Below are 14,360 nucleotides of genomic sequence, written 5' to 3' on the forward strand. Positions count from 1 at the left end.
AGCCTTAACTTTTCCCTAAACCTCAACTTCAGACAAAATTTCTCCATTCAAAATTTCTCCATACAGCGTATCTCGCTGCTGTGCGGGTCTACCCAGAGATTCGATCGCCGATCGCAAAGTCTCTACTTCCATACAGGTGCCACCGATCGCTCCTGCCATCGTGGTAATGTGCTCTTCCATCAGGGTGCCGCCGATATCGTTACAGCCCCAAGTGAGGGATTCTGTTGCCCCCTCCAGACCTAGCTTCACCCAGCTCGGCTGATGGTTGGGAATAGAATTGCCTAAAAAGATGCGGGCTACCGCCATCAATAGCAGCGCATCTGCAAGGATCGGCTGATCGCGTCCGACTCGACGGCGCAGAGGTTTGGGAGCCTCTTGCCCGACAAAAGGCAGGAGAATAAATTCGCTGATGCCAGAATAGCCCTGGCTGAGGGAATCCTGCTGAAGCGATCGCAGTAGTCCCAGGTGCCGCATTTGCTGAGCGGGCGTTTCAATGTGTCCTGACATCATGGTGCTAGTCGTAGGCATTCCTAAGCGATGCGCTGTCTGAACGATGTCTAGCCAAGTTTGCGAATCGATCTTTTCAGGACAGATGACTCGTCGTACCGCATCGTCTAACACCTCGGCGGCTGTTCCTGGCATTGAGCCAACGCCCGCCTCTTGGAGAGCCGCAATCACCTCTGCATAGCTCAGGTCGTCCTCTCTGGCGATAAACTGCACCTCTTGCGGCGAAAAGGCGTGCAGATGCAGATGAGGATAAGCCTGTTTAATCGATTGCACCAGCCGCACATAGTAAGGCAAGGCACGATCGTCTACTTTTGCCTTAACGTGCAGCCCTCCCTGCATACAAATTTCTGTGGCATTCCGCTGCACCGCATCTGCCGCTTTCTCTAAGATCGCCCCTTCATCTAGCCAGTAGGCTCCCGCCTCGTCTTCATCACGCCGGAAGGCGCAGAAGCTGCAATGCTGCTCACAGATGTTGGTGAAGTTAATGTTGCGATTGATCACATAGGTGACCGTCTCGCCAGACTGCTGTTGACGCAGGCGATCGGCAGTTTCACGGATGGCGGCGATCGCTCCAGCATCGGTTTGGAGCAACAGCGCCACGCCTTCTGCTTCAGTCAGATCTTCGCCAGCCAAAGCGCGATTGAGGAGAGCATCAACAGGGGAAGGGATAGTCAGCATGGGGTGCAGATGAGAAAGAACAAAAAGCTGAGAAAGATATTTTTATAACAGGTGATCATTTTGCCAGTCCCCCTTATACTGTGGGAACTTCTCACCGCGAAAATCTAATTCCGTGGCGGACTAACTATCTTAGACGCTGCTCTTGATGGTCGATCGCCAATATCGAAACGGTCTGACCAGACAGCATTGGCAGTATTTTTTTGAGCGTATATTTATGGGTATGTTAAGCATATCGAACAGCCTCGGTGCAATAGGCTGATTTAGTAAAGACTCAGCCGTAGGTGATGTGGGCATGAAGGTAGTGTGGGCATAAAGGTAGTGTAGGCATGAAGACGATCGCAAATTTGAGAAATCACCGAGGGAGGCTGAACCTATGGCATCGGCAATGAGATCTAATCCGGGATCAGCCGATCGCCGTCCACCCGCGCCGCGATCGATCTTTTCAGGGAGCACTCAGAGATCAAGCTCCAGAAGGTCGGGGGCAGGGCGATCGGTAGCAAGACCTCGTCCAGAGAATGTTTCTGCTGTTAAATCGGCTAGAAATTCTGTGGTTCAGCAGCTCCCTCGACCTCAGACAGCGCCACCTTGGGTAAAGATGTTGCTGAATGTTCAGAGAACTTCCTCTCTTGTGACGTTCTCTTTAATTATCGGGCTATTGGCAGTTTATGGTTGGACTGTTTACACTCAGCAGCGATGGGGACGCGCCTACACCCACCTAGAGTCTCTACAGAAGCAAGAGCGGCAGATGACGGCAGCCAGTGAGGTTCTCAAAAACCAAATGGCGAAACAGGCGGAGGCTCCTGATGTGGGCTTGGCGCTTCCTGATCCAGGCAATACCGTATTTCTGACTCCTGCGCCGCAGCGTGCTGCGGTGGAGCCAGAAGTAAACTTACCGCCACCACAGCCTATTCCAGCCCGTCCTTTGGGTTACTAGCCTCCAGGTTATTAGCCGCTGGGTTAGCGCCTAAGCACAGAGTTTACTCATGAGTTTGAGGATATTTTCGAGGTTTTCTGATGGCTCTTTCATTCCCCTCGTTTCGTCGCCGCGCCGCAGTCAAACGCACTCTATCCAGGTCTGCAACAGCTGCTGGCATGAGAGCGGGGCGACCCAGCAGACAGACGGAAGCTAGGGTTAACAGAACGCCAGGGAGATCGTTAGATTCTGGTCGATCGCACCAGCCAATGGGGTTTTCGAGTCGCTCGGTGCCTCAGAAACGACGCTTGCCTCCCCTAGCTCAAGGCACGATCGATCGGGCACCCAAATCACGTCTGGCTCTAGTTTGGGTCATTTTACTGGTAAGCATGGTGGCACTTGCTTTCAACCTACTTCGGATTCAAATTTTTCAGGCTTCTCAGCTGCAAGCCCAGGCAAAATCGCAGCACATGGTGGCGTTCAACCCGATCACGCCACGCCGTCCTATTGTCGATCGCACAGGCGATGTGCTGGCGATCGATCGTCCGGTCTATACGCTGTATGCCCATCCCTATATGTTTGAGGGCACTCCAGAATCGATCGCAGCTACGCTGTCTCCAGTGTTAAATTTGCCGATCGATCAGTTGCTCAAAAAATTTGGCTCTGGGGACAGCGGCGTTCGCATTTTGGAAGCTATTCCTGAAGATTTGGCTCGCCGCGTTAAAGAGTTAGGTGAGGATGGGCTGGATCTAGAACCTCATCAGCAGCGGCTTTATCCCCAGCAGGATTTGTTTGCCAACATCGTCGGCTACGTCAACCTTGATCGGCAGGGACAGGCAGGGCTAGAAGCCTCGCAGGAGAAGGAATTACAACAGCCGATCGCGGGTTTAGAACTGAGCCGAGCTGGGGATGGCTCGATCATTCCGGTCGGTCTGCCTGAAGATTTCCTTCAGTCTCAGAAAAATGATTTGCGGCTACAGCTGACGGTAGACACCCATCTTCAGCGTGCTACCCGCTATGCGTTGAAGCAGACGATGAAGAAATACAGCGCCAAACGGGGTGCGGTGATTGTCATGAATGTGCATGACGGCTCGATCGTTTCGCTAGTTTCGGAGCCATCCTATGATCCCAACAAGTTCTATGAAGCTAAGCTAGAGCGACTCAAGGATTGGGTGATTAGCGACCTGTATGAACCTGGCTCCACCTTTAAGCCCGTAAATCTGGCGATCGCCCTAGAGTCTAGCGCCATCAAAGCCGATAGCACCATCTATGACGAAGGGGCAATTCAGATTGAAGGTTGGCCGATTCAAAACTCTGATGTAGAGTCTGCGGGCAGCAGAGGCGACCTTTCGGTGACCGAAGTGTTGCAATATTCCAGCAACGTTGGCATGGTGCATATCATGCAGCGCATGAATCCAGGAGTCTACTTTGGCTGGCTAGAGCGAATTGGGCTGGATAAAACAACCGGAATTGACTTGCCTGCTGAAGCCTCAGGACAGATGAAAACCTATCAGCAGTTCACCGAAGCGGCGATCGAGCCTGCAACTAGCGCCTTTGGTCAAGGGTTCTCGCTGACACCAATGAAGCTCATTCAGCTGCATAGCATGGTTGCGAACGGCGGTCGGCTGGTCACGCCCCACGTAGTTGAGGGCTTAGTGGATGCTAAGGGCACCTTTAGCTGGCGACCTGATTTGCCTGAACCCAAGACCATTATTTCTCCAAAACACTCCAAGACCGTCGTGAGCATGATGGAGCATGTGGTGAACGAAGGCACAGGCAAAGCAGCGCAGATCCCAGGCTATCGGATTGCAGGAAAAACTGGCACCGCCCAAAAAGCTAGCATTGACGGCGGCTACGTTGAAGGAGCCAGAATCACAAGCTTTGTCGGATTGCTGCCTGCTGAAGCTCCGCGCTATGCGGTGTTGGCTGTTGTGGATGAGCCGCAGGGGGATGATGCCTATGGCGGCACAGTGGCGGCACCGATCGTCAAGTCAGTCATGCAATCTCTGATCACCATGGAGCAGCTCAAACCCACGAAACCCGAAGAGGTTCTTCAGCAGCCAGTCCCAGCTCCTTCCGTCAATTCTTCAGAGGATGCTGAAGAGGGTTCACTGGAGGAAAGTCAGCCCAGCGAGGACGCATTGGATTACGAAGAAGCCTGGTAAAGCTACGGGCTAAACCCTTAAGGACAATTTGGCGTGAGGCTATTCAGCTCTAGGTTGGGGAGCAGGCAACTTGAGCCGCCAGCCCGGTTTATTGACCTGATGGCTACGGGCAATCACCAAGCAGTCATCGGCAACGCTTTCTGTAACTGTTGATCCGGCGGCGATCGTCACATCTGCCCCCAGGGTAATTGGAGCCACCAGCACGCTATTAGAGCCTGTCTTGGTGCGATCGCCAATCACGGTCGGATGTTTGTTCACGCCATCATAGTTGGCGGTAATGGTGCCCGCGCCAATGTTGACGCGATCGCCCAAGGTCGCATCCCCCAGGTAGGAGAGGTGCGCCACGTTGGTGCGATCGCCCAGCTTCGAGTTCTTGAGTTCTACAAAGTTGCCAATCCGACAGCCTTCACCCACCTGAACCTGCCCCCGCAAATGCGCATAGGGGCCAATGCGGCTGTTGGGCTTAACGGCGCTATCGGTAATTACAGACATCAACACCGTGGTGTTTTCGCCGATTTTACTGTTCTCAATCAGGCTACCAGGCCCAATGTGGCTGCCTGTTGCAATCACGGTTTTGCCGCGCAAATGGGTTTGCGGCTCAATGACAACATCGGGGGAAATTTGCACCGTATCGTCGATCGTGATGCTGTCTGGATCAACTAGCGTTACTCCTGCTACCATCCAGCTTCTCTTGATGCGGGTTTGCAAAATGCCGTAGGCTGTGGCAAGCTGCTGGCGATCGTTAATTCCCAAAATTTCTTGCCAGTCTTCTACATCGACCGCAGTGGCTGGAGAGAGCAGACTGACGGTATCAGTCAGATAAAACTCCTGCTGATCGTTATTGGACTGGAGCTTTGGCAAGATCTCAGCCAGTGCCGCCCAGTTAAAGCAGTAGATCCCGGCATTGACTCGGTTGTTCTGTCGCTGTGCCGGGGTGCAGTCTCGATCTTCAACAATCTGCGTCACGATGCCCTGCTCATCGCAAAAGACACGCCCATAGCCTTTCGGTTCAGTCAACTGCGCCGTTAGAATCGTCGCCTTGCTGTAGCTGTCCCGATGAGTTTTAAGCAACAGCTCCAGCGTTTGGGGACGCAGCAGAGGCACATCGCCATTGAGCACCAGCAAATCGCCCTCAAAGCCCTGAAGATAAGGGATGAGTTGCTGAACGGCGTGCCCTGTGCCAAGCTGCTGAGCTTGCTCTACAAATTCTAATTGGGGTAGATGAGCTAGCGATCGCTGCACCTTTTCTCCCTCATAACCCACGATGACCAGCTCTTTGGAGGGCTGCATCCCAGCGGCACAGGCTAACGCTCGTTCTAGGAGCGATCGCCCCCCCAAGTCATGTAACACCTTAGGAATGCGGGACTTCATTCGCGTCCCTCGACCCGCCGCCAGAATTGCTACCGCTAACATGCTTGCCTGTGATAACTCTTTTCACCGGAGTATAGCGCGGTTCTGGTGAGATTCGACATCTGGCGCTACCGCACCGGAATCAGGATGGGGCTTGAGGTTACAAAGGCAGTAAATTTTTCCATTAGGTCAGGATTACGCCAGCCTCGTTTGACCTCCTCAAGCAGCATATTCAGGGATTCTTCAGGCGTGAAGGCACGTTTGTAGGGGCGTTCGTGGGTAAGAGCATCGTAGATATCGATGACCTGAAACACCTGAGCCAAAAACGGAATTTCGCTGCCTTTCAGTCCATCCGGATATCCTGATCCATCCCATCGCTCATGATGATGGCGGACAATGGGCGCAACGCCTTTCATTGTGCGCAAAGGCTGGCAAATCTGCTCTCCAATCACTACATGCTGCCGCATCACTTCCCATTCTTCTTCGGTGAGGGAACCCGTCTTGAGCAGCACTGCGTCAGGAATCCCAACTTTGCCAATATCATGCAGGTAGCTACCCCAGATCAGATCTCGCACCTCTAGCCGAGGAAGACGGAGGTATTCACCGAAGGCTTTGCTCTGGCTAACCAAGCGCTCACAGTGATCGCCTGTGTTGGGATCTCGGCGCTCGACGGTGCGGGCGATCGAAAATAGCACCTTGCTCGCGTGATCCAGATCCTCGTTCAAGCGCCTTTGATAGATCAGCGACTTGACGCGAGCCGACAGCTCTAGCTGGTCAAAAGGCTTACAGAGAAAATCATCGCCTCCAGCCTCAATGCCTCGCAACCGGGCACGGCGATCGTGCAATGCCGTGACAAATATGATGGGAGTCAGGCGAGTTTGTTCATCTTGCTTGAGGCGACGGCAAACTTCATAGCCATCCATTCCGGGCATCATCACGTCTAAAAGAATGAGGTCGGGATTAACCTTGGCAATTGAGTCTAAGGCGATTTGCCCACTCTCTGCCTCCAAAACTTCGTAGCCTTCAATAGAGAGCAAGGCAACAGCGGTAATCCGGCTGGAGGGATGATCATCCACAACCAAAATTTTAGGTCTTTCAGAATTAAGGCAGTTCACAAAATTTCTCGCTTAAATCCGTAGAGATCAATCTGTAGAGATGCCAAGCCTATGGGATGCTAAGCCTGTAGAGACACTGAGCTAGATTCGGATGAACACTTTACCTGAATACCGTTTCAGCAATTGCCATTGATCAACCGCCACTGATCAAGCCCATAGCGATAAGGTTTCACACTCTTCTGAGCATGTACGCAGGTTTGCCTACATCTATACAAGTATGATGAATCTCGGTGAACAGGAGATCAGGTTTTTCACGGAGATTTGCTTGGCTCCACCCCTTAACTTTCCCATGTCCATTAGCGGTTGGATAGATAATACACAAATCGAATCCGATCGCTCTTGACGCTGAGCTAAGTAAGCTCTATTGAGCGCGTTCGTAGAAATTTCAGTTGCGTAAAGACCCATTATTTAAAGAGCAGCTCTCTGTCAGGCTTTCAGGTGACGGCTTTATTTAAGTCAAATGCAACATACCGTAGGCTGCTGGATAGTCTAAGAAGATACTGGATAGATTAGGGAGACAAAGGTGTTAAGCAACTCTGCAAGATAAAGCACTGAAATATTTCTACATGCTGAAACATTTTTTAGACTAGGGCAAGCGATAAAATCGATAGCTGAGCAGTTTGTAGAGAAAAATAGGAGCAAGAAACCTAGAATACTCGATGGCTAAGTTTTGACTATTGTGACCTTAATTATGAATAAAAGTGTAAATAGTTCTGGTATATATTACGACATAAGCCAAGAGTCCGTTATCTCGGCAATGTGGCTCTACGAAAATTTGCAAGACTCGCAAGGGGTAATTATTGACTGTCGCTTCTCTCTAGCCGAGCCTGATTTGGGACAGCGGCAGTATCAATGTAGCCATATTCCAGGAGCGCATTATTTTGATCTAAACCAGGATTTATCGAGTCCGGTAGGTCAAGAAGGCGGACGGCATCCTCTGCCAGATCTGGCTCAGCTTGCAGAAAAATTGTCGTCTGTAGGCGTGAATTTTGAGGAAGCCGATGCCGAGAGCGATCGCTTCTCCTGGGTCGTGGTCTATGATGACTCTCGCTTTGGATTTGCGGCGCGGCTCTGGTGGCTGTTGCGATACATGGGCTTCGATCGCGTCGCGGTTTTAGACGGCGGCTGGAGCGGTTGGGTAGCGGCTAATTATCCGGTTACAGATGCAGTGCCTCTGTCTAAAGCTAAAGCGTCTAGAGCTAAAACGACTGGGTCTGAAATCTCACGGCTTGTGCCCCAGACGCGATCGCATTGGGTGGTGGATCGTGAAGCCGTGAAAAGCCGCAAAGACCTACCCGGCGTGGTGTTAGTCGATTCACGGGAAGGAGAGCGCTATCGAGGCGAACGCGAGCCAATCGATCCGATCGCTGGACACATTCCAGGAGCCGTTAACTATCCTTGGCAAGAGGTGACAGATGCCCAAGGCTACTGTAAGCCTGTCTTTGAACAGCAGCAGCGTTGGGCAGCCCTGTCTGAGGCTGAAGAAATTTTGGTGTACTGCGGCTCAGGGGTGACCGCCTGCGTCAACTTGCTGTCATTGGCGATCGCTGGCATTGATACAGGAAAGCTATATGTCGGGGGCTGGAGTGATTGGTGCTCCCGTTTATAATCTTCTCCTTGTAATACGCTGCTGTCCCCACGAGGCGACCTAAAATTCTCTCAAGACAGGTTTTAGCCCCCGCCCACGAACCTCTCAGGCGCTATCAGCTTGACTGAGCTAACTTTATTGGCTTGACTGAGCTAAATTGAGAGAGATTGCTAAACTAAGAGATTCATAATTCTGGAACTTGATTAGAATAACATCCTAACTTTTACTTTCTATTTTGATTTTTACCTTAAATAGCCATTAGATTCTTTGGAATCTTATCTAACCAACAATCTGCCCAGTTGATAATCTGCGGAGTGAATTGTCAAGTTTGAATCCCTTAGTTGAAATTTCCGCTAAAAATTTTAGGTCTAAAAATTATATGTCGCTCTCCTCAATGAACCGTCTTTCAATCTTTGTAGACGGGAACAATATGTTCTACGCACAACAGAAGAATGGCTGGTTTTTTGATCCTCGAAGAGTTCTAGATCATTTCACGAGTGATTCAGAAGTGGCGCTGACGAATGCCTTTTGGTACACCGGATTAAAGGATCTTCAGGATCAGCGAGGCTTCAGAGATGCCTTGATTAGCTTAGGTTATACGGTACGCACTAAGATCTTGAAAGAATACTATGACGATAACTCAGGGCGAGTGTCGCAAAAGGCAAATCTAGATATCGAGATTGTGGTGGATATGTTCAATACCGTCGATCAATACGATCGCGTGATTCTGTTTAGCGGAGACGGTGATTTTGAACGCGCGATCGAGCTGCTGCGGGGGAAAAACACGCACATTACCGTGGTTTCTACAGAAGGTATGATTGCCAGAGAGCTACGGAACGCTACCGATCGCTACATTGATCTCAACGATATTCGCGAACATATTGAAAAGATAGATGGTCTCTAATTTTTCGTCTCCCCAGATTTCTGCTGAGATTTCTGCCCAGATAGTCACCAGGGTTTCTCCCTCGATCAAAATCGCCATAGTGGGCGATGTACACGATTTGTGGGATGACCAAGATGAAGCGGCTCTTAAGCATTTGGGAGTCGATTTGGTGCTGCTGGTGGGCGATTTTGGCAATGAGGCGATCGAGGTCGTGCGGTCAGTTGCCAATCTCGACCTGCCCAAAGCCGTAATTCTGGGCAATCACGATGCTTGGTATACCGCCACAGACTGGGGGAGAAAGCAGCGGCTTTTCTCTAAGGAGGACGGCGTACAAAAGCAGCTTGATTTGCTGGGAGCAGCCCATGTGGGTTACGGCAAGCTGGATTTTCCGGATTTGGGAGTCAGCGTGGTTGGCGGTCGTCCCTTTAGCTGGGGCGGGGCACATTGGAAGCACGAGGGATTTTATAAGTCCCGATTTGGGGTTAACAGCCTTGAAGAATCGACGGCAAAAATTGTCGAGGCGGCAAGTAAAGCAGCTTATGACACACTGATTTTCATTGGGCACTGCGGTCCTTCAGGGCTGGGAGGTGCGCCCGAAGATCTATGCGGCAAAGACTGGAAGCCGATCGGCGGCGATCATGGCGATCCCGATTTGGCAGAGGCGATCGCCCAAACCCTTGCCCTAGGCAAAAGTATTCCGCTTGTTGCCTTTGGGCATATGCACCACAATTTGCGCCACACCAAAGAGCGGCTACGCGAAATGAGCGCAGTGCAGAACGGTACCGTTTATCTCAATGCTGCTAGCGTCCCTCGCATCAGAGAAACAGAGCAGGGCAAAATCCGCAACTTCTCTCTGGTGACTTTAGAGGCAGGTGCGGTGTCGCAGGCATCGCTGGTTTGGCTAAGCGCTGATTTTGCGATCGAAACTGAGACTCTCTTGCATCAACCTCGTCTGACTACAGAGGTCAGGCATTGATCTTGAGCAATTCTTTAGCCCTCAGAAGCTAGGTCTCAGACTGGTTAGGGCTAGCGCCATGAAGATCCCTCCTAGAAACCCAAAGAGATGCATTTCCCAGGAAGCTTTTTCATCTTGTGGGAAAATTCCTACCACGGATCGGCTGTACAAAATAAATGTGAGGAAACCAATGAGTAGCGACCCAATGTTATGGGAAGTGAAGCCATACGCCATCAAAAACCCCATATAGCCGTAGATTACGCCACTGGCACCCACATGAATTGTGTCTTTTCCACCAAACAGCCAGGTGCCAACGCCGCTGGATAAGAGAACGGCGATCGAAACCGCATAAAAAAACCGTAGCCCTTGGAGCGCCAGAAACAAACCCAGTATGGCAAAGGTTGCGCTATTGCCCACAATATGAGAATTATCGGTTTCACCTTTACGTCGTTCTAAGTCATGTAGAAAGTGAGCGCAGACGATACCCGGCAGTCCTGTCCACTCCCTAGGGCGAATTCCTAGAAATCCGCCGAGATTGCCCGCTTCAGTCATATCATCTCCAACTCGGAAGGCCCAATCTAGCGTATGGATTGCCCAAGTAAAAACCGACAGATTACCCAAAACTCTAACCTGCTCAGATAGGTTGGACTGATCAGTTTCCAAATAATTCCTGAGCAGTGTGAGCACCCCAGATTCCATGTAGTTCAAAGTCCGAAAAGGTCTGAGAAGGCTTATATCTCAGTTTTTTCAGCGACGGCATAATTTTTTCTAAAAACTTTATAATTTGGCGCAATCCGGTCAAACCGTTAGCTTAGCCGCATGTCGCTGAGGACTAGAGCTGTTAAAACGCCGCCGATAAATCCGAATAGATGCGATCGCCATCCCATTCTGGGCGATCGCTCCACAGGTAGCAGCTGCGACTCATTGTATCTATTGCCCGTCACTCTCCAGGCATCCCTAACGGCGAGAATCAGCGCCAGCAGCAGCGCAACCCAGCTTCCTGAGCTGATGCCATACATTAGTACAAAGCCAAGGTAGCCATAGACAACGCCACTGGCTCCGACCCCAATGCTTTTAGGGCGACCAAATAGCCAAGCTCCTATGCCGCTAGCTAAGGCAGTGGCGATCGTCACCACATAAAACAGGTGAATACCCTGCATGAGGATAAACCAGCCAAACAGCAAAAATCCCTGGGTATTGCCCGTGAGATGTTTGTAGCTACGATGTAGCAAGGGAGAAAAGAGAATGCCGACTAATCCCCAAAGGTGTCTAGGGCGTAGACCAAAAGCATCATTGAGCCAACCGCCAAAAATGCCCCAATTGATGAAATGAATCAACCAGACGATCGCCGTCATGGCGAGCAAAAGTCTCGCATGAGCAGAGAAATTGAGAAGATCTGCATCTGCTAACGTCATACCCAAGCCAGTTTCAACCCGGTTTGTCAGTGCGTCTGAAAATACGCTTAGATTGGTTATAACTTATCCTACGCTCACCTCAAAACAGATGCAGTAGTGAAACAAACGCTAATTTAGGGTAAAATTCACCTACTCGCACCCAAAAGGTTTGGAGAGGTGGCAGAGTGGTCGAATGCGCTCGACTTGAAATCGAGTGTGGCGAAAGTCACCGGGAGTTCGAATCTCCCCCTCTCCGTTGGTTTTTATATCAGTTACTCTTTGGGTAGTCCTTAAGGGGTAAGGACTACCACTCTTTGAAAAGGGATGCAGATTGCCCCGCTTCAAAGAGTAAACTCTCTAGTATCGTCCGCCCGAAGGCGGTAAACGATTAGGCGCATAGTTCTCTGGAGGACGGGTTGGTGGGTTGGTTTGCACCTGCTGACGACCGTTACGGATAATGCGCATCATCTCGCCTAGGCGATCTTCCATGTCTCGTAAGACGCGATCGGCATAATCATCGGCACCCCGCTGGATTTCTTCACACTCGGCAAGCGCCATTCTCTGCATTTCCTCCAGCTCTTGCTGTGCCCGTCGCCGCACCTGCTCAATGTCTCCCAAAGTTTGCTGCTGCATGGCTTCGCACTCTAGCTGCACCTGTTGGCGAATGCGCTGGGCTTCGGCTTCAGCCTGACGAATAATGCTGATTTCGTCGAGAATCTGAGCGGATCTCTGCTCGGCTCCGGCGATGATTTCTTGGGCATACTGCTCTGCCTCAACGAGCACATCTTCCTTGTGCAGCACAATTTCGGTAGCTTCCTGAAAGGCAGTCGGCAGATTAAGCCGTACCAAATCAAGCTGGTCAAGCAACTGCTCCTCATCCACTAGGGTCAGCCGACTCAACGGCACGCGGATGCTGTCTAGAATCATTTCTTCTAGCTTGTTTAGCTCCCGTTGAATATCGATTCCTCCGATGCGGGTTTCTCCGTGATTGCGTCCGGCAGAGCCTCCGGTGTTATTCGATCGTCGTTGGCTAGTGCGATTGGAGTTTTGGCGTAGCATTGTTGAAGATCTAAGGCAACGGTATGAGGAACAAGGTGATCGACTGGGCCGCCAAATCTGGCGATTTCTCTGACGTGACTGCTGCTGAGAAAGCTGTATTCGGTGGAGGTAGCAAGAAAAACAGTTTCGATATCGCTTGCCAGGGTTTTGTTAGTATGTGCCATTTGCAACTCCATTTCAAAGTCGGAGACAGCGCGCAATCCCCGCACTAGCACACTCGCCTTCCGCATCCGGGCATAGGTGACGGTGAGACCATCAAAGCTATCCACTTCTAAGTTAGGTAAATGCTGAGTAGACTGACGAATTTGCTCAATCCGTTTTTGTACTGAAAACAGAGGCGTTTTGTTGGAATTGCGAAAGACAACCACAATCATCTTTTCAAAGAGCCGATAGCCGCGCTCAATGATATCTAGATGACCTCGCGTAATGGGATCAAAACTGCCGGGATAAATCGCAATCACGGTTCTTACACGTCTTTGGGGGCGGGTTCTACGGGCGTGAATCTAGGGAACTGAGGCGCGTGTTTGAAGCTGGTTAAAGCTGCAAAGACCAAAAAATCATCTCCCTGCCGTAATTACCAAGAATATAGAGCTAGGGATATCAAGCCATTATTATACAAGCAAGCTCTCAACCTGACTGAGCCGCCCCAAAATCCCAGCTGTTCTCATTATGGATTTCCTATCGGGGGGTTTGAGCATGAATTGACCCAGCTCTCCAATTCTGGGAGACTTTCGCTCGATCGCATGTGCGAAGCCTGTAGCCAATTTTGTTCAGAGTCCCCAGACTTGAGGAACTTAGGAGCAATTCAGGGAGCGATCGTCACTTTTAACACCTTCTCTCAGCGTCTTGTGTAGACCTTGCTTTACTTTTATGCTTTGCTGGCGTTGTAAACGTGTCAAGTTCATATTCATCCTCCTGTTGTTCTCTGCTAGCAGCCAATGTCTAACAACGAGATATTGATCAAAACGGCGATCGTTTTGATCAAGAACAGCCTTGACTAAGCGGATCTAAAATGTCAGCCCCTTTAGACCATCACCCAGCGCAAAAATTATGCGGATTGAAAGGCAGAAAACTTGGATAATTAGCTTTCTGGTAGGGTTCAGTTGCCTCAACGCCCAACCCACCTGGGCAGACCCAGCCATCCCCTACCGTGAGCAAGGCATCGCCTACCGCGACCAGGGTGATTTACCCGCCTCGATCGCCGCCTTTCAACGAGCCGTAGAACTCAGCCCCGAAAATTTGGAGGGAAGGGTCAATCTCGGCTGGACGCTGCATTTGGCAAAGCGCGATCGCCAATCCGCCCAGGTTTTGGAGCAAACGATTCCCTACGACCCTTACAACATCAAAACCTTCAACGCCTTAGGCATTGTTTATCTAGTCAACGATGATCTTGCCGCCGCCGTCCTCACCCACACCTGGGCAAGCTGGCTCGACCCCAACAACGAAATCCCCCACTACAACCTCAGCCTCGCCTATCAAAGACTGCAACAGTTTCCCTGGGCGATCGCCTCAGCCCAAAAAGCCGCCCAGCTAGAACCCGACAATCCTCACCCCTGGGTAGCAATCGCCATCGCCCAGTGGGGTCAAGGCGATCGCCAAAGCGCCCTCGAATCCTACCGAGAGGCGATCGCCCTAGACGACCGATATGCCGATCGAGACTTTCTAGAATATCTAAACGAAGCAGGCTTCAGCCCCGATCAAATTCAGCTCTCCCAGCAGGTCTTGGCAGCGGTCTAATCTTCCCCGTCAAGGC

General features: G+C 51.0%; 14 protein-coding genes and 1 tRNA gene. 8 read left to right on the top strand and 7 right to left on the bottom strand.

Features of this window, described 5'->3' with window-relative positions; all coding sequences use genetic code 11:
• Positions 1–15: 15 nt before the first annotated feature.
• Positions 16–1,185: a 7,8-didemethyl-8-hydroxy-5-deazariboflavin synthase subunit CofH gene (gene cofH / locus AC5JMP_RS09595; protein WP_495851227.1), complete on the bottom strand. Its 1,170-nt coding sequence runs from the start codon at positions 1,183–1,185 to the stop codon at positions 16–18.
• Positions 1,186–1,558: 373 nt separating this feature from the next.
• Here cofH and AC5JMP_RS09600 point away from each other — a divergent pair, with 373 nt between their 5' ends.
• Together AC5JMP_RS09600 and AC5JMP_RS09605 are read left to right on the top strand one after the other, a co-directional pair.
• The gene (locus AC5JMP_RS09600) at positions 1,559–2,119 is read left to right on the top strand and encodes a hypothetical protein (protein ID WP_495851228.1); all 561 of its coding nucleotides are present in this window, start codon (positions 1,559–1,561) and stop codon (positions 2,117–2,119) included.
• Between the two features lie 80 nt (positions 2,120–2,199).
• Complete coding sequence (locus AC5JMP_RS09605) at positions 2,200–4,263, top strand: peptidoglycan D,D-transpeptidase FtsI family protein (RefSeq protein WP_495851229.1); 2,064 nt, start codon at positions 2,200–2,202, stop codon at positions 4,261–4,263.
• 39 nt (positions 4,264–4,302) lie between these two features.
• On the opposite strand, the gene glmU is transcribed toward AC5JMP_RS09605, so the two are convergent.
• Complete coding sequence (gene glmU / locus AC5JMP_RS09610) at positions 4,303–5,676, bottom strand: bifunctional UDP-N-acetylglucosamine diphosphorylase/glucosamine-1-phosphate N-acetyltransferase GlmU (RefSeq protein WP_495851230.1); 1,374 nt, start codon at positions 5,674–5,676, stop codon at positions 4,303–4,305.
• 65 nt (positions 5,677–5,741) lie between these two features.
• Positions 5,742–6,728, bottom strand: coding sequence for an HD domain-containing phosphohydrolase (locus tag AC5JMP_RS09615; protein WP_495851231.1), 987 nt, complete (start codon positions 6,726–6,728; stop codon positions 5,742–5,744).
• A 691-nt stretch (positions 6,729–7,419) separates the two neighbouring features.
• Here AC5JMP_RS09615 and AC5JMP_RS09620 point away from each other — a divergent pair.
• The 3 genes from AC5JMP_RS09620 (at position 7,420) to AC5JMP_RS09630 (ending at position 10,175) form a co-directional block, all read left to right on the top strand.
• A complete protein-coding gene (locus tag AC5JMP_RS09620; protein ID WP_495851232.1) occupies positions 7,420–8,337 on the top strand; it encodes a sulfurtransferase in 918 nt (305 codons plus the stop codon).
• Between the two features lie 373 nt (positions 8,338–8,710).
• Positions 8,711–9,220, top strand: coding sequence for a LabA-like NYN domain-containing protein (locus AC5JMP_RS09625; RefSeq protein ID WP_495851384.1), 510 nt, complete (start codon positions 8,711–8,713; stop codon positions 9,218–9,220).
• Positions 9,210–10,175 (top strand): TIGR04168 family protein, encoded by a 966-nt coding sequence (locus AC5JMP_RS09630; RefSeq protein WP_495851233.1) that lies wholly within the window; start codon positions 9,210–9,212, stop codon positions 10,173–10,175. The genes AC5JMP_RS09625 and AC5JMP_RS09630 overlap by 11 nt, the downstream gene beginning before the upstream one ends.
• Before the next feature lie 21 nt (positions 10,176–10,196).
• Here AC5JMP_RS09630 and AC5JMP_RS09635 read toward each other — a convergent pair whose 3' ends face one another.
• The gene (locus AC5JMP_RS09635; protein ID WP_495851234.1) at positions 10,197–10,841 is read right to left on the bottom strand and encodes a rhomboid family intramembrane serine protease; all 645 of its coding nucleotides are present in this window, start codon (positions 10,839–10,841) and stop codon (positions 10,197–10,199) included.
• A 119-nt stretch (positions 10,842–10,960) separates the two neighbouring features.
• Positions 10,961–11,569, bottom strand: coding sequence for a rhomboid family intramembrane serine protease (locus AC5JMP_RS09640; protein WP_495851235.1), 609 nt, complete (start codon positions 11,567–11,569; stop codon positions 10,961–10,963).
• Between the two features lie 150 nt (positions 11,570–11,719).
• On the opposite strand from AC5JMP_RS09640, the gene AC5JMP_RS09645 reads away from it, so the two are divergent.
• Positions 11,720–11,804, top strand: a tRNA-Ser gene (locus AC5JMP_RS09645).
• Positions 11,805–11,905: 101 nt separating this feature from the next.
• On the opposite strand, the gene AC5JMP_RS09650 is transcribed toward AC5JMP_RS09645, so the two are convergent.
• Positions 11,906–12,607 carry an ATP synthase subunit B family protein gene (locus AC5JMP_RS09650; protein WP_495851236.1) on the bottom strand — a complete coding sequence of 234 codons (702 nt, stop codon included), beginning with the start codon at positions 12,605–12,607 and terminating at the stop codon, positions 11,906–11,908.
• Entirely contained in the window at positions 12,490–13,068 is a 579-nt protein-coding gene (gene coaD, locus AC5JMP_RS09655; protein ID WP_495851237.1) for a pantetheine-phosphate adenylyltransferase, read from the bottom strand. The genes AC5JMP_RS09650 and coaD overlap by 118 nt, the downstream gene beginning before the upstream one ends.
• A 240-nt stretch (positions 13,069–13,308) precedes the next feature.
• Between coaD and AC5JMP_RS09660 the strand changes: the two genes are divergently transcribed.
• Together AC5JMP_RS09660 and AC5JMP_RS09665 are read left to right on the top strand one after the other, a co-directional pair.
• Positions 13,309–13,461 carry a hypothetical protein gene (locus AC5JMP_RS09660; protein WP_495851238.1) on the top strand — a complete coding sequence of 51 codons (153 nt, stop codon included), beginning with the start codon at positions 13,309–13,311 and terminating at the stop codon, positions 13,459–13,461.
• Between the two features lie 196 nt (positions 13,462–13,657).
• The gene (locus tag AC5JMP_RS09665; RefSeq protein ID WP_495851239.1) at positions 13,658–14,344 is read left to right on the top strand and encodes a tetratricopeptide repeat protein; all 687 of its coding nucleotides are present in this window, start codon (positions 13,658–13,660) and stop codon (positions 14,342–14,344) included.
• The last annotated feature ends 16 nt before the right edge of the window (positions 14,345–14,360 follow it).

Source organism: Drouetiella sp. (assembly GCF_059504425.1).

What these genes read in the sequence shown, in the direction of transcription:
- AC5JMP_RS09640 (WP_495851235.1), bottom strand. Translation starts at nt 11,569, where the DNA reads ATGACGTTAGCAGATGCAGATCTTCTCAATTTCTCTGCTCATGCGAGA.
- AC5JMP_RS09665 (WP_495851239.1), top strand. Translation starts at nt 13,658, where the DNA reads ATGCGGATTGAAAGGCAGAAAACTTGGATAATTAGCTTTCTGGTAGGG.
- cofH (WP_495851227.1), bottom strand. Translation starts at nt 1,185, where the DNA reads ATGCTGACTATCCCTTCCCCTGTTGATGCTCTCCTCAATCGCGCTTTG.
- AC5JMP_RS09605 (WP_495851229.1), top strand. Translation starts at nt 2,200, where the DNA reads ATGGCTCTTTCATTCCCCTCGTTTCGTCGCCGCGCCGCAGTCAAACGC.
- AC5JMP_RS09650 (WP_495851236.1), bottom strand. Translation starts at nt 12,607, where the DNA reads ATGCTACGCCAAAACTCCAATCGCACTAGCCAACGACGATCGAATAAC.
- AC5JMP_RS09630 (WP_495851233.1), top strand. Translation starts at nt 9,210, where the DNA reads ATGGTCTCTAATTTTTCGTCTCCCCAGATTTCTGCTGAGATTTCTGCC.
- AC5JMP_RS09600 (WP_495851228.1), top strand. Translation starts at nt 1,559, where the DNA reads ATGGCATCGGCAATGAGATCTAATCCGGGATCAGCCGATCGCCGTCCA.
- AC5JMP_RS09620 (WP_495851232.1), top strand. Translation starts at nt 7,420, where the DNA reads ATGAATAAAAGTGTAAATAGTTCTGGTATATATTACGACATAAGCCAA.
- AC5JMP_RS09625 (WP_495851384.1), top strand. Translation starts at nt 8,711, where the DNA reads ATGAACCGTCTTTCAATCTTTGTAGACGGGAACAATATGTTCTACGCA.
- glmU (WP_495851230.1), bottom strand. Translation starts at nt 5,676, where the DNA reads ATGTTAGCGGTAGCAATTCTGGCGGCGGGTCGAGGGACGCGAATGAAG.